We start from the raw sequence: 13,719 nt of genomic DNA, 5'->3' as shown, positions 1-13,719 counted from the left end.
TAGAACGACTTTGCCCGTTTCAGGGCCTTTTTAAGGAGCCGGACATGTTTGACGCAAAATCTTTGCTGGATCAGTTTCTGGGCGGCCAGGCCGGAGGTCAGTACGGCGGCCGGGGCGGGCAGGGCCGGTCGGGGGACCTGCTGTCCCAGGGCAAGGATCTCTTGTCGTCACAGGGCGGCGGGTTGGCGCTGGGCGGCCTTGCCGGCCTGATGCTCGGCACCAGGACCGGCCGGAAGATCGGCAAGAAGGCGGTAACTTACGGCGGCCTCGCGCTTGTGGCGGGCCTTGCCTACAAGGCCTACCAGGGACACCGCGCCAACCAGCAGAACCAGCCAAGGCCGCATTATCCGGAAGATGAGCCGATCCCGGTGGAAGCTCCGCGCGGCACCGCCTTCGACCCGGCCCGCCAGCCCGGCGGCGAAAACCAGTTCGCCCTGGCCCTGCTGACGGCCATGATTTCGGCAGCCAAGGCGGACGGTAACATCGACCGCGACGAGCAGGACCGGATCTTTGCCAGGATCGATGAAGCCGGCCTCGACAGCGAAGCCAAGGCCTTCCTGATGGACGAACTGCGCGCGCCGCTCGACCTCGACAGGGTCGTCGCCAGCGCCACCTGCGAGGAAACGGCCGCGGAACTTTATGCCGCCTCCCGCCTCGCCATCGATCCGGACCATCCGGCGGAAAAGGCCTACCTGCAGATGCTCGCCGCCCGGCTGGACCTGGACAGCGGACTGGTCGAGGAAATCGAGCTTGCCGTGCGCGAAGCCGAGACAGCGGGTTGAGGGAAAACCGCTACCGCCCTCTACCCGCCAAAACCGCCCGCCCGGGCATGTGTCGCCCGGGGCGGTCCCTGCTTCGGCCCGCCGCTATGCCGGCGTCGGCCCCACATAGCGTGACGACGGCCGGATCAGTTTGCCGCTTTGCTGCTGTTCCAGCACATGGGCACACCAGCCCGGCGTGCGGCCGGCGGCGAAGAGAGGGGTGAACAGCGAGCGGTCGACGCCGATCGCGTCGAGCAGGACCGCCGTGTAGAACTCCACATTCGTGTCGAGCGGCCGGTCGGGCTTTGCCCGTTTCAGCGCCGCAAGGGCGGCAGCCTCGATCTCCTCCGCAAGGCGGACCTTGGGATTGTCCGGCCCAAGCAGGCGCAAGCCGGCCGTGAGCACGTCCGCGCGCGGATCCCGGGTGCGGTAAATCCGGTGGCCGAAGCCCATCAGGCGTTCCTTGCGGGCAAGCGCGGCCGTAATCCAGCTTTCCGCATTCTCCGGACGGCCGATGGCGTCGATCATGTCGAGCACCGGACCCGGCGCCCCGCCATGCAGCGGCCCGCTCAGGGCGCCCATCGCCCCGAGAACCGCCTGTTTCAGATCCGCCTGCGTGGAGCCGATGACCCTCGCGGCGAATGTCGACGCGTTCAGCCCGTGATCGAGGATCGTCACCAGATACCGGTTCAGGGCGTCTGCGTGCGCTGCCGGCGGCAATTCGCCCGTCAGCATGCGCAGGAGATCCGTCGCGGTCTCCAGCGTGCTGTCGGGGGCAATGGGAAGAGCATCGCAGGCGATACGGTGGGATGCGGCCAGCAGCACCGGAAGGCCGCCGCTGATTGCCACCGCATCGCCCCGGCCGCCTGTCAGCGGAAGGGCGGCAAGGCCCAACTCGATGCGTTCGAAGACGGTGAGGTTCCGCGAGGCGGTTTCCAGCAGAGGCACTACGGCAAAGGCGGCCCGGCGGGCTTCGCCGAAAGCCTGCGGCAGGGATGAGGCGCCGGCGAGATCAAGATCCTGCCAAAGATGCTGGACCGCTGATTCGAACGGCATCGTGCCGGCAAGCTCTTCGATCCGTTTGCCGCGCAGGATCAGAATGCCGTTCCGGCCGTCGACATCGCTCAGTCTCGTTGTGGCGGCGACGACGCCCTCCAGGCCCGCGGTCGGGTCCGGCGTCATATGTGCCGGGTTTGGCGCTTCGGTCATGATAGTCTCCTTGCTGCTTTGCGCCAGATAGCGAGAAGAAATTGCATTGATCAATGTTGATAAATACAATCAATGCATGACCAAGCCGATCTATCTCTCCGCCCGCGAAGCTGCCGCCGAACTTGGCGTGCAGCCGGCCACCCTCTATGCGTATGTCAGCCGCGGGCTGATTTCCTCCGTCGCCGGCTCCGGAAAGCGGCGCCGCTACGATGCGGCGGATGTCCGCCGCCTGAAGGGCCGCAGGGCCGCCGAGGATCACAGCGGCACGCGGCCGCTGAACGGCGACCCGGTTCTGGAAACCGAGCTGACGCTGATTTCCGACGATGGCCCGGTCTACCGTGGCCGTCTGGCGACCGATCTTGCGGAAAACTCGACCCTGGAAACCGTCGCGACCCTGCTCTGGGGTTCGGAAGAGGATCCCTTTGCGGAAAGCGCACCGGAAAAGCCGCCCGCCCTGCCGCCGGGCCTCCGGCCGCTGGATCGGCTGATGATGGCCCTGGCCGCCTGGCCCCTGCAGGACAGGGCCGCTTACACCCAGGCGCCGAAGCTGCTTCAGATCAAGGGCGCGGCCCTGTTGCGCTACGCTACCGCCGCGCTCTTGGACACGGTCCCGGTGGAGACACCCATCCACACCCAGTTTGCCGAGGCGTACGGCGTTTCGGCCTCCGCCAAGAACGCCATCCGCGCGGCCCTGGTGCTCTCGGCCGATCATGAACTCAACACCAGCGCCTTTGCGGCGCGCTGTGCGGCCTCCACCAGGGCGCCGCTTCATGCCGCGCTCTTGTCCGGCCTCGGCGCCTTTGCGGGTCCGCGCCACGGCGCGGCCTCGGACCGTGTGGCGGCCTGGCTTGCGGAAGTGACGCCGGATACGGATATCGAAGCGGTTCTGGCGGACCGGCTCGGCCGCGGCGACACGCTGCCCGGCTTCGGCCACTCCGTTTACCGGAAGCGCGACCCGCGGGCCGACCGTCTGCTGGACATCCTTATCCGCAGGGAGACGGGAAACCCCTTCGTTCAGCGCCTGCCGCAGGTCGTCAATGTGGCTCACGACCTTTTCGGCCAGTCGCCCAATATCGATTTCGCCCTGGCCGCGGTGCAGAAAACCTACGACCTGCCGAGGGATGCCGGAAAAATGATTTTTTGCGCCGGGCGGGTCACCGGCTGGATCGCCCACGCGCTCGAGCAATATGCCGCCCACGAGCAGATCCGCCCGCGCGCGGCCTATGTCGGGGTGCGGCCGGGATGAAAAGGGGCCGCATGGCCGGGCAGTTCAAAGCCGCGATTTCAGAAAGTCTTCAAAGTCATGGGTGCCTTGTGCGCGGTCGAAACTGCCGAAGGCGCCGCTGTCCTTCATGTCTTCCGCCGCCGCCGTGAAGGCGCCATAGGCGATGCGGGCAAGGCCGGCGCCGATGGACACGCGCGCGACCCCCATGTCGCCCAGTTCCTTGCGGGTCAGATGAAAATTCTTGCGGCCCGCCAGGATATTCAATGGAGCGGCGACAGCGGACAGCACCTTGGCGATCTGCTCCTTGTCCTTCAGTTGCGGGGCATAGACGCAGTCGGCGCCCGCTTCCACAAAAGCGTTGAGGCGCTTGATGGTCTCGTCGAACTCGTACTGCGTCTGGACCGGCCCTTCGCTGCGGGCCGTCAGCACGAAATCCGGTGCCAGTCTGTTCTTTGTCTCGACCGCCGCCTTGATCCGGTCCACGGCAACATCCAGGGAATAGTACGGATCGTTCGGCCTGGTCGTGTAATCCTCGATCGAGCATCCGGCGAGGCCCACCTCGATAGCGCCCTTCACCGTTTCGGCCACGTCGTCCGGGCTATCGCCGAAGCCGTTTTCCAGGTCGCCGTTCACCGGCAGGCTGGTGGCGCCGATAATGTCGGCCGCATGGGCGAGGGCCGCCTCCCGGCTGATCATCCCTTCCGCGTCCTGGACACCCTGCGTCCAGGCATAGCCGGCGCTCGAGGTCGCCAACGCATCGAATCGCAAACCGTCCAGGATGCGGGCCGTGCCGATGTCGAACGGGTTGGGCATCAGAAAGGCACGGCGATCTTCGTGCAGTGCCTTGAAGGCGGCGCGGCGGTCTTCGATGGTGGGCATGGCGCAGGTCTCCCAGGTGGTTGCGTATCTAGAGAATGCTACCTGAAGTAACATTCGAAAGCGATTTCCATTTGGGAGCAACAATCCCAAAAGGCGTCCGTCACCGGAAGAACCAGTCTATCAGGAAACAGGGCGCCAGTTGAGATCGCAAATGCGGGGTGAGGTCGAAGCGGGCTCCCGGACACATGGTTCGTCCCGAACGCGGCCCGCTCCGGGATGGTTCCTCGTCAGGGCGCGCGCGTCACCTTCGCGGCGTAGCAGCCGCGGCCCGCATAATGCAGGTGGACATAGTTGACCTCCGGCCTGGCGAAGTAGGCCGGGAGCAGACCGGCAACCTCTTTGCCGTCGATCACCTCCGCATCGATGATGTCGTGGCGCTTGTTGAACGCCCGCACGGAGAGGAGGCGGCTGGAGATCGAAGCTGGAATCGTCCCCGGCTCCGGATGGCTTTCCTGCGCGCCTTCCATGACGAAGATGGCGTGCCTGGAACGATAGGGCGTCTGGTTCGGCTGGTGCTCGTAGTTGAGCAGGAAGACCCGCGCGCCCTCGGGCGCGTCCGCCAGCGAGACGCGGCAGGGAAAACGGCCGTCGGAAATATGCACCTGAATGTTCTTCTCTGTGCGTTCGGCCTCCGAAAGACCGCTGAGATGAGAAAAAGTTTCCGCCGGAAGCGGATGTACCTGAAACATGGGCTGGTCTCCTCTGCATGATCCGAAGAGACCCTATGCCGGCGCGCCGCCGCGGACGACCCGGTTTGCGAGTGCCGGAAAACGCCTGTGCCCGCCGGACGGTCAGGTGGAAGGAACCGGTGCGCCCACTGCGCTGCCTGCCGCTTGCTGGCGATGCCAGCCGGTCAGAAGGATCATGCCCATGATCACCAGATACGGCAGGTAGAACCGCGAGATCGTAGTGCGGAAATACCAGGTATTTCGCACAGATCGAGACGAACACCGCGTAGAGCAGCACGCGCGGCCGTTCCTCCATCTTGTCCGGTGACAGGCATCTTGCGAAAAACACGACCTGCGCTAACAGGAGCGCAAGCCACGTCTCGCTCATCATCGACCGGACGATCGCGCGCACCAGCATCTGCAGATAGACCAGGAGCGAGAACGGTGGATCGAAGTTCTCGAGCGTCGGCACATATTCCACGTGGCTGAACCACATGTGGACCCACCAGCCGGGATGATCCGCGCCCCGCGTCAGCCACAGATAGGCGGCGAAACAGACTGCGAAACAGCCGGTCATGCTCCAGCGGCCGGGTCCGTAGATCGCCGCAAAAACGAAAAACACGCCGATGAATGCCAGATGGTCCGGCCGGACCAGGAATGCGGCAATCAGGCTGAGCGCGGCCGGCAGGTCCAGCCGCTCCACGTAGAAAAGCGCACCCAGGAGCAGAAACACGGTGGCGTAGAGATCGGGCGTCAGCAACTGCGCCGCGTCTCCGAAGGCGGACAGGATCAGGAGAGCGACGACAACGGGCCCGTACATCAGCGTCCCAGTGCGGGCGAGCCAGATCAGCAGCAGTCCGCCGGTGACGACGGCGGAGGCGATCGATATCAGCCGCAACGCCTTGACCGGATCCATGAAGCCGGTCAGCAAACGGGCGGTTTCCAGGTAAAGGATCTTGATCCGATAGAAGCCCAGCATGGTCATGAAGGCGGCCGGATCTTCCGCCTGGCGGATGCGGTAGGCGCGGTCCCGGGTCAGGGTCAGGTATTCGCCGTCGGAGACGTTGTCCTCGACCAGGTTATAGGCCTGCCGGTGCAACTCGGCCGGGTCCGCAATCTCCGGCTCCAGAACCGTGGCGGTATAGGCGAACATGTCCCAGTTGGACAGCGGGAAAACCTGCGCCACAGTGGCGACCATGGCAATGAACAGACACAGTACGGCGGCGCCGATCCAGCTGCGGAGCGGACGATAGACGTCGCGGAGCGCCCGGTAGGTGAAGCGGAAACTTCCTTCCAGGCTGCGCCTGGCATGATTCGACACTGGCGGCCCCCTGACTCGAGCATCGCGAAGTTGTGCCATCTCCCGGTAAGGATTGCGTAAACGGCTTTCGCGTCTGCGCTGCGTCGCTATAGTGAGGACGTCGCCGGAGCATCCATTGGATGCCGTTTCGGCCGGCGTCATGCATGGTTGATAGATGGGATTGTCAGACAGATGTTTCGCCGCCTGCTCGTTTTCATGTGCCTGTTGCCGGCGTGTCTCGCGCCCGCCTCCGCCGAGCAGCCGCTCACCGTTTTTGCCGCCGCCAGCGTGCGCGAGGCGATGGAGCGGATCGGCGCTGCCTTTGAAGAACAAACCGGCACGCAGGTCGTGCTTTCCTTTGCCGGAACGGGCACATTGGCCCGGCAGGTGGAAGCGGGCGCGCCGGCCGACATCTTCGTGTCCGCCGATGCCGCCTGGATGGATTATGTCCGCGAGAGAGGCGCGGTCAGGGCCGATACGATCCGCGAAATCGCCTCCAACGCCCTTGTTCTGGTCGGTCCGTCCGGCAGTCCGGCAATCGAGCTGGACTCCGAAGGTCTGCGCGCCGTGCTCGATGGCGGCCGGATGGCAATCGCCGATCCGGAAACGGTGCCAGCCGGCCGCTATGGCAAGGCGGCGCTGGAGAAACTGGGGCTCTGGCAGGCGGTGTCGCCCCACCTGGCGCCGATGGAAAATGTCAGGATCGCCCTCGCCTCTGTCGCCCGCGGCGATACTCCGCTCGGGCTGGTCTACAGTACGGACGCGGCGATTGAGCCCGCGGTCTCCGTCGTGGCGCAACTGCCGCAGGCCAGCCATCCCCGCATCCGGTATCTGGCGGCCCTGACCACCTCCCGGGCGCATCCGTCCGCGCAGGGGTTTCTGGACTTCCTGGACGGTCCGCGCTCGGAAGAAGTCTTGCGTTCGCTCGGGTTTGTAACCGATAAGAACGAGTGACAAGTTTTACCAATTGAGCGCACGTGGATTTCTTCAACCTCCAGCCCGACGAGTGGCAGGCCCTCCAGCTGACCTTGAAAGTGGCGGCAATGGCGCTGCTTGTGACCCTGCCGCTCGCGGTACTCGTCGCCTATTTGCTGGCCCGCTTCCGGTTTCCCGGCCACGGGCTCGTCAACGCGCTTGTCCACATGCCGCTCGTTCTGCCGCCGGTGGTGACGGGCTACGTCCTGCTTCTCGCCTTCGGGCCCAAGGGGCCGGTCGGCAGCTTCCTGTCGGAGGTTTTCGGTCTAAGCTTTGCCTTCAACTGGACCGGCGCCGCGCTCGCGGCCGGGGTCATGGCCTTTCCCCTGCTGGTCCGGCCCATCCGGATCTCCTTCGAGGCTGTTGATCCGAGGCTCGAAGAAGCCGCCAAGTCCCTTGGCGCCCACCGGGCGGTTACCTTTTTCACGATCACCCTTCCGCTGGCTCTTCCGGGCATCCTGGGCGGGGCGATACTCGGCTTTGCCAAGGCGATGGGCGAGTTCGGCGCCACCATCACCTTCGTCTCCAACATCCCGGGCGAAACCCGCACGCTGGCCCTGGCGCTCTATACCGCAACGCAGACGCCGAGCGGCGACCTTGCGGCCCTGAGGCTCACCCTGATCGCCGCTGTCGTGGCCTTCGCCGCCCTCATTGCCTCGGAAGTTCTCGCCCGGCGCCTGCGGGCGCGGATGGGAGGCGGCCATGCTTGATGTCGACGTGGCCGGCCGTGTCGGCGAACTCGACCTTGCGGCCCGTTTCGAGAGCCAGGGCGGTGTCACCTCGCTGTTCGGCCAGTCCGGAGCCGGCAAGACCTCGCTCACCAACATGATCGCCGGGCTGATCAAACCGGCAGCGGGGCGGATCTCGGTCAACGGCACGGTTCTCTTCGATACGGACCGGGGCATCGACCTCTCCGTCCAGGCTCGGCGCATCGGCCATGTGTTTCAGGACGCACGGCTGTTCCCGCATCTGAGTGTCAGGGCCAACCTCACCTATGCGCGCTGGGCGGGCCGCAGGCACGGCACGCGGGATTTCGACGAGGTGGTCGATCTGCTCGGCCTGAACGCGCTCCTGGACCGCAAGCCGGAGACCCTGTCCGGCGGAGAAAAGCAGCGTGTCGCCATCGGCCGCGCCCTCCTCTCCGACCCGCGGCTGCTGATCATGGACGAACCTCTGGCCAATCTGGACCAGGCCCGCCGCAACGACATCCTGCCCTATCTCGACCGGCTCTGCATGGAAGCGGGCATCCCGATCCTTTATGTCAGCCATTCGATCGAAGAGGTCGCGCGCCTGTCCAACACGCTGGTGATCGTGTCGAACGGGCGTACGCTCGCCTTCGGGCCGGTCGCCGACATGCTTGCACGTACGGACCTGGGGCGGGCCACCGGCCGCCACGAGGCCAGCGCGCTCGTCAACGGTACCGTCAGGCATCTTGATCCGGAGTGGGATCTCACGCATGTCGATATCGGCGGCGCGGTCCTTCAGATACCTGATATGGCCGCTGAGCCGGGCGACGCGGTCAGGCTGCGCATCCGGGCCCGCGACGTCGCGCTTGCGCTCGTGCCGCCCGAGGGGCTGTCGATCCGCAACGCCTTTCCGGCGACGGTCCAGAGCATCTCGGAGGAAACCGGCCCATACGCCGAAATCCTCTGCTCGGTGGGTGATCAGACGATCCGCGCCCGCATCACCCGTGCCTCGGTCGCCGACCTTGACCTGGGACCGGGCAAGGCGGTCACCGTTCTGATCAAGTCCGTGGCCATCGACCGGCGGCAGCGCGCGCCTGCCCCGCCCGATGCCGCAGGTACGACACAATAGGGAAATGCTCTGGCTTCACGGAGGCAGCGGCTGCACTATACTGGCACGATGATACGCAAGACCGAGCGCCATACCTGGCGCAAGCTGAAGCTGGGGATCAACGTGGCGATGGTGATCGCCACGCTGGCGATCATGTGGCTGACGGGCCTTGCCAGCCTGCGCATCACGCTCGATGAATTGCAAACCCGGGCCGATGCGAACCTGGCGGTCCAGACGGCGGTTCTGGAGCGCCTGCTCGACAAGTTCCGCCTGCTGTCGCCCCTTTTGGCGCGCGGTCCGGATATCGGTCAGGTCTTCGACTCCAACGGGATTCCCGCCGATCCGGGCATTGCCGCGATCGCCGCCGGCATGTCGGGCGCCGAGGAGGTCTGGCTGATGGATCCGTCGGGGCGGGTCCTCGTCACCAGCCACGAGGGCGTTCCCTCCGGAGCGATCGGAGATGCACGGCAGATCCCCCGGGCGTTCGAACAGGCAAAACGGGGCCAGCTCGGCCGCCAGCTGATCCCCGGAACACCCGAACGCCTGGCGAACTATGTCTTCGCATCGCCTTTGCGCCGCGACGGCACGCTTATCGGCGTGCTTGCCGTCAGGGTAAGTCTTGATGATGTCGAACAGGCCTGGGCGCTGAGCAAGGATCCGATCGTTGCCCTGGACGGGCTCGGCCGGGTCGTCGTCACCAATGTTCCGGCGTGGCGCGGCAACTCCTTCGCCGACATCGATGCCGGGCACAATATTGCCGATCTGCTGCTGCCCGGGCGCCTGGAGCTGCTGCTGCCGATCGCGGGCACCGCGTCTTATCACATGGAACTGACCGAAGACCTGCCGGTTCTCGGCTGGACGGTCCGTACGCTCGTCGATGTCGAGGACGCGCGGCAGCGTTCGGGTTGGGCCATGCTGGTTGCGCTTCTGGTCTGCGTGATTGCCGCCGGCGGCATCTGGCTGCTGATTGCCCGGCGGGAGGAATTCCTCCGTCAGGAAAGGCGCACCCGCGCCGCTGCGCTGCGGCTGGAGCGCAGGGTCAAGAGCCGCACGGCCGATCTGCGCAAGGCGAATGCGATGCTGGAACAGGAGGTTCGCGAGCGTGAGCAGGCGGAAGCCAACCTCCGGCTGACCCAGGCCGAACTGGTTCAGGCGGCGAAACTGGCAACGCTCGGGCGCATGTCGGCGGCTCTCAGCCATGAATACAATCAGCCGCTCGCCGCCATCAGGTCCGACGCGGAAATCGCCGGCATGCTGATCGACCGCGGCCGCGCTTCCGAGGCGCAGGCCAATCTGACCCGGATCGGCGGCATGGTGACCCGCATGGCGGAAATCGCCAAGACGCTGAAGGGCTTCACCCGAAAGTCCGGCACGGACATCAAGCCGGTGTCCCTGCGCCAGGTGATCGACGAGGCCATGCTGCTGCTGCAGCCGCAGATCAAGCAGAGCAAGGTGAAGCTGGGCCTCTTCCTGCCGGAAGACGATCTTATCGTCAAAGGCGGCCGCATCCGCCTGGAGCAGGTGATCATCAACCTGTTGTCCAACGCTCTGGATGCCGCGGCCGCCAGCCCGGCACCGCACGTCCGGCTCCACCTGCGGCAGGAGGGTGAAGACGCGGTCCTGACCGTGTGCGACAACGGGCATGGAATCGATGAGGAGGCCATGCCGCAGATCTTCGACCCGTTTTTCACCACGAAGGATGTGGGAGCGGGGCTTGGGCTCGGCCTGTCGATTGCCTATAAGATCGTCCACGACTTCTCCGGCTCGCTCAAGGCGGCGAACCGGCTGGGCGGCGGCGCTGAGTTCACCATGCGTCTGCCGCTGGCGGATGAACGCATATTAGCGGCGGAATAAGGCAAATGGATCAGGCAACCGTCCTGTTGGTTGACGATGAAGCGGACCTGCGCGGCTCCCTGACGCAGGGGCTGGAACTCTCCGGACAGGAGGTGTTTGCCACGGGCACTCCGGAAGTGGCCCTGGAGCGCATCAACCGGAGCTTCTACGGCGTGCTGGTGACCGATATCCGCATGCCCGGCACCGACGGTTTCCAGGTCATGAAACGCGCCTTCGAAATCGACCCGGCCCTCCCGGTGGTGCTCATCACCGGCCACGGAGATGTGCCGCTGGCGGTGGAGGCCATGCGCGCGGGTGCCTATGATTTCATGGAAAAGCCCTTCTCCGTCTCCCGCCTCGCCTCCGTGGTGGAGCGGGCGCTCGACAAGCGCCGGCTGGTGCTGGAAAACCGGAAGCTGCGCGAGGAACTGGCCGACCGGACCGGGCTGGAAAGCCGCCTTGTCGGCCGCACGCCGGCCATGGAACTGCTGCGCCGCAACGTCATGGCCCTGGCCGGAACCAATGCCGACATTCTGATCCTGGGCGAAACCGGCTCCGGCAAGGAGGTGGTCGCCCGGGCGCTGCATGACGAGGGTCCGCGCAAGATCAACCCGTTCGTCGCCCTCAATTGCGGCGCCCTGCCGGCGGAAATCATCGAATCGGAGCTCTTCGGCCATGAAAAGGGGGCCTTTACCGGCGCCAGCGGCCAGCGCATCGGCAAGCTGGAGCATGCCCATGGCGGCACGGTGTTTCTCGATGAGATCGAATCGATGCCGCTGGAACTGCAGGTCAAGCTCCTGCGGGTGATCGAGACCCGCACCATCGAACGGCTCGGCTCCAACAAGCCGATCGAGCTGGATGTCCGTTTCATCGCCGCCACCAAGGAGGATCTGGAAGCGGCCGGCAAGGAGGGACGTTTCCGCCTGGACCTCTTCTACCGGCTCAACGTCGTGAATGTCGAAATTCCGCCGCTCCGCGAGCGGCTGGAGGACATTCCCCTGCTGTTCCAGCACCTGGCGGTGGAAGCGCGGGCCCGCTACCGGCGCGAAATCCCCGATATGAGCGAGGACTATCTGGTCGGGCTGATGTCGCGCGACTGGCCCGGAAACGTCCGCGAATTGCGCAACATCGCCGACCGTTTCGTGCTCGGTCTCGAACAGGTCTCCCGGCCGGAAGCCGGTTCGGGGTCGTCCCTGTTCGATCAGGTGGCGTCCTATGAACGGGCCCTGATTGCCGCCGAGCTCAAGCGCAACGGCGGCGCGATCAGGCCGACCTACGAAAACCTCGGCCTCTCCCGCAAGGCGCTCTACGAAAAGATGCGCAAATACGGCCTTGGCAAGGATGAGGCGCTGACGGCCTGAGAGCTGCCGGGGACCGCGGTGCCCTTGAGGGGTAAAAAATCTTCGCCTGCCGTGTCACAAACCGGAAGCTCCGGTCGTCATCACTGTGTCACTCCCTTTGACCTTTTGATGGAAGATACTGATGACGACTTCGAACCCTGTTAAATTCTACGAACTGGTCCCCGCCATCGTGAAGCGCTTCGTTTCGGCAGCCGAAGAGATCGGCAATGCCGAGATCGAGCCGAAGCTACGTCACCTGGTCGATCTGCGCGCGTCGCAGATGAACCAGTGCGCCTTCTGCGTGAAGATGCACACGAAGGAAGCGCTCGAGGACGGCGAAAGCCACGAACGGATCCAGCGCCTGACCGTCTGGCGGCACGTGAACGATTACACGCCCGCGGAAAAGGTGGCCCTTGCCTGGACGGAAGCCTTGACCAACCTTCACGTCGAAACCGATTATGGCCGCCTGCGCGAGGATTTGCGCAAGCACTTCAACGATGCACAGATCAGCGCGATCACCGCGGCCGTCGCCATGATCAACGTGTGGAACCGCGTGCAGGTGTCGAACCACTGAGATGACCGGACTTTCAGACCGCGAAACATTCGAGACCGCTCGCCCGCGCCTGCTCGGCCTCGCCTACCGCATGCTCGGATCCATGGCGGATGCCGAGGATGCGGTTCAGGACACTTTTCTGAAGTGGCAGGACGCGGACACGGCCGGCATCTCGAATGCGGACGCCTTCCTGACGACCGTCTGCACCAACCGCTGTCTGGATCTCCTGAAATCGGCGCACAAGAAGCGGGTCGACTATGTCGGCCCGTGGATCCCCGAGCCGCTTCATATCGAGCTGGGGACGACTCCGGAAAGCGATCTGGACCGGGCACAGTCGCTCACCACGGCATTTCTGCTGCTTCTGGAGCGCTTGTCCCCGAAGGAGCGCGCCGCCTATCTGCTTCACGAAGTCTTCGGCACGCCTCACGCCGAAGTCGCCCTCACCCTGGGAATCAGCGAGACGGCCGCAAGGCAGCTCGTCTCCCGGGCCGCCAGGCACATTACGAACCCGGTCGCCCGGTTCATTCCGCCGGCCGACCATCAGAACCGCTATCTGACGGCATTCGTCAACGCGCTCGAAACCGGGTCGACCGACCATCTGGCCGGCCTTCTGGCGGAATCGGTCCGGCTTCAGACCGATGGCGGCGGCAAGACCACGGCGCTCAGGCGCACCCTTGAAGGCGCGGCGACCATCAACAAATATATCTCGAGGATTCTCGGCCGACTGTGGGCGGGCGATCGCTGGGACTTCCTGGACATCAACGGCATTCGCGGCCTTGTCGTCTACGAGGGGTCGCGGGTCGCGACGGCGCTGACACTGGGCTATTCAGAAGACGGCAAGATCGATCAGGTCTACATCATCCGCAATCCGGAAAAGCTGAACAGGCTGACGGCGCCCCTGCGCCACCATCCCGAGAGCGGTGCGCTCTCGCACTGACACGCTTGCGCTTTCCGAAATTATTGCCGATCGAGCGGGCAAGTGTGTCGATCTCGACACATCGCCGTCCTCTCCATGTGTCGCCTTCCACCCAGTTTCGCGGCGGTTGCCCTGATGGCGGCTCTTCCCGTTTTTTGCTAATCTGCGGAAACGCGCGCTTTTCGAGAAGCGTGCGGCAGTTGGCACGACCCTTGCGATGAATGCGCCGACCAGCCACTGCGCTGTCCGGCCCGAATGGCCGTCAT

At 65.0% G+C, this 13,719-nt stretch carries 13 protein-coding genes; 10 read left to right on the top strand and 3 right to left on the bottom strand.

Going from position 1 to position 13,719, the window contains the following annotated elements; genetic code table 11:
• The first annotated feature begins 44 nt into the window (after window positions 1–44).
• Window positions 45–782, top strand: a complete 738-nt coding sequence (locus ON753_RS20495) for a tellurite resistance TerB family protein (protein WP_265964947.1) — start codon at window positions 45–47, stop codon at window positions 780–782.
• 84 nt (window positions 783–866) lie between these two features.
• On the opposite strand, the gene ON753_RS20490 is transcribed toward ON753_RS20495, so the two are convergent.
• Window positions 867–1,970 carry a citrate synthase/methylcitrate synthase gene (locus ON753_RS20490; RefSeq protein ID WP_265964946.1) on the bottom strand — a complete coding sequence of 368 codons (1,104 nt, stop codon included), beginning with the start codon at window positions 1,968–1,970 and terminating at the stop codon, window positions 867–869.
• A 46-nt stretch (window positions 1,971–2,016) separates the two neighbouring features.
• On the opposite strand from ON753_RS20490, the gene ON753_RS20485 reads away from it, so the two are divergent.
• A complete protein-coding gene (locus ON753_RS20485) occupies window positions 2,017–3,216 on the top strand; it encodes a citrate/2-methylcitrate synthase (protein WP_265964945.1) in 1,200 nt (399 codons plus the stop codon).
• 24 nt (window positions 3,217–3,240) lie between these two features.
• On the opposite strand, the gene ON753_RS20480 is transcribed toward ON753_RS20485, so the two are convergent.
• Window positions 3,241–4,074: an isocitrate lyase/PEP mutase family protein gene (locus ON753_RS20480; RefSeq protein WP_265964943.1), complete on the bottom strand. Its 834-nt coding sequence runs from the start codon at window positions 4,072–4,074 to the stop codon at window positions 3,241–3,243.
• Window positions 4,075–4,301: 227 nt separating this feature from the next.
• A complete protein-coding gene (locus ON753_RS20475; protein ID WP_265964941.1) occupies window positions 4,302–4,763 on the bottom strand; it encodes a DUF1203 domain-containing protein in 462 nt (153 codons plus the stop codon).
• Between the two features lie 493 nt (window positions 4,764–5,256).
• On the opposite strand from ON753_RS20475, the gene ON753_RS20470 reads away from it, so the two are divergent.
• The 8 genes from ON753_RS20470 (at window position 5,257) to sigJ (ending at window position 13,474) form a co-directional block, all read left to right on the top strand.
• Window positions 5,257–6,123 (top strand): hypothetical protein, encoded by an 867-nt coding sequence (locus ON753_RS20470; protein WP_265964940.1) that lies wholly within the window; start codon window positions 5,257–5,259, stop codon window positions 6,121–6,123.
• Between the two features lie 111 nt (window positions 6,124–6,234).
• The gene (gene modA, locus ON753_RS20465; RefSeq protein ID WP_265964939.1) at window positions 6,235–6,996 is read left to right on the top strand and encodes a molybdate ABC transporter substrate-binding protein; all 762 of its coding nucleotides are present in this window, start codon (window positions 6,235–6,237) and stop codon (window positions 6,994–6,996) included.
• A 23-nt stretch (window positions 6,997–7,019) separates the two neighbouring features.
• Window positions 7,020–7,727, top strand: coding sequence for a molybdate ABC transporter permease subunit (modB, locus tag ON753_RS20460; protein ID WP_265964938.1), 708 nt, complete (start codon window positions 7,020–7,022; stop codon window positions 7,725–7,727).
• Complete coding sequence (gene modC / locus ON753_RS20455; RefSeq protein ID WP_265964936.1) at window positions 7,720–8,832, top strand: molybdenum ABC transporter ATP-binding protein; 1,113 nt, start codon at window positions 7,720–7,722, stop codon at window positions 8,830–8,832. Before modB ends, modC begins: the two co-directional genes overlap by 8 nt.
• A 48-nt stretch (window positions 8,833–8,880) precedes the next feature.
• Complete coding sequence (locus ON753_RS20450; RefSeq protein ID WP_265964934.1) at window positions 8,881–10,665, top strand: sensor histidine kinase; 1,785 nt, start codon at window positions 8,881–8,883, stop codon at window positions 10,663–10,665.
• 5 nt (window positions 10,666–10,670) lie between these two features.
• Window positions 10,671–12,005 carry a sigma-54-dependent transcriptional regulator gene (locus ON753_RS20445; RefSeq protein ID WP_265964932.1) on the top strand — a complete coding sequence of 445 codons (1,335 nt, stop codon included), beginning with the start codon at window positions 10,671–10,673 and terminating at the stop codon, window positions 12,003–12,005.
• Between the two features lie 121 nt (window positions 12,006–12,126).
• Window positions 12,127–12,558 carry a carboxymuconolactone decarboxylase family protein gene (locus ON753_RS20440; RefSeq protein WP_265964929.1) on the top strand — a complete coding sequence of 144 codons (432 nt, stop codon included), beginning with the start codon at window positions 12,127–12,129 and terminating at the stop codon, window positions 12,556–12,558.
• A gap of 1 nt (window position 12,559) precedes the next feature.
• The gene (sigJ, locus tag ON753_RS20435) at window positions 12,560–13,474 is read left to right on the top strand and encodes an RNA polymerase sigma factor SigJ (RefSeq protein WP_265964927.1); all 915 of its coding nucleotides are present in this window, start codon (window positions 12,560–12,562) and stop codon (window positions 13,472–13,474) included.
• Window positions 13,475–13,719: the final 245 nt, after the last annotated feature.

The organism is Roseibium salinum, from assembly GCF_026240905.1.
GTDB classification, from domain to species: Bacteria; Pseudomonadota; Alphaproteobacteria; order Rhizobiales; family Stappiaceae; genus Roseibium; species Roseibium salinum.
The sequence above is the reverse complement of the archived record's forward strand: the minus strand, read 5'-3'. Positions and strand labels throughout refer to the sequence as shown.

Excerpts from the sequence above, each read along its gene's own strand:
- modC (WP_265964936.1), top strand. The coding sequence starts at position 7,720 with ATGCTTGATGTCGACGTGGCCGGCCGTGTCGGCGAACTCGACCTTGCG.
- ON753_RS20480 (WP_265964943.1), bottom strand. The coding sequence starts at position 4,074 with ATGCCCACCATCGAAGACCGCCGCGCCGCCTTCAAGGCACTGCACGAA.
- ON753_RS20495 (WP_265964947.1), top strand. The coding sequence starts at position 45 with ATGTTTGACGCAAAATCTTTGCTGGATCAGTTTCTGGGCGGCCAGGCC.
- ON753_RS20445 (WP_265964932.1), top strand. The coding sequence starts at position 10,671 with ATGGATCAGGCAACCGTCCTGTTGGTTGACGATGAAGCGGACCTGCGC.
- sigJ (WP_265964927.1), top strand. The coding sequence starts at position 12,560 with ATGACCGGACTTTCAGACCGCGAAACATTCGAGACCGCTCGCCCGCGC.
- ON753_RS20450 (WP_265964934.1), top strand. The coding sequence starts at position 8,881 with ATGATACGCAAGACCGAGCGCCATACCTGGCGCAAGCTGAAGCTGGGG.
- ON753_RS20490 (WP_265964946.1), bottom strand. The coding sequence starts at position 1,970 with ATGACCGAAGCGCCAAACCCGGCACATATGACGCCGGACCCGACCGCG.
- modA (WP_265964939.1), top strand. The coding sequence starts at position 6,235 with ATGTTTCGCCGCCTGCTCGTTTTCATGTGCCTGTTGCCGGCGTGTCTC.
- ON753_RS20440 (WP_265964929.1), top strand. The coding sequence starts at position 12,127 with ATGACGACTTCGAACCCTGTTAAATTCTACGAACTGGTCCCCGCCATC.
- ON753_RS20470 (WP_265964940.1), top strand. The coding sequence starts at position 5,257 with ATGATCCGCGCCCCGCGTCAGCCACAGATAGGCGGCGAAACAGACTGC.
- ON753_RS20475 (WP_265964941.1), bottom strand. The coding sequence starts at position 4,763 with ATGTTTCAGGTACATCCGCTTCCGGCGGAAACTTTTTCTCATCTCAGC.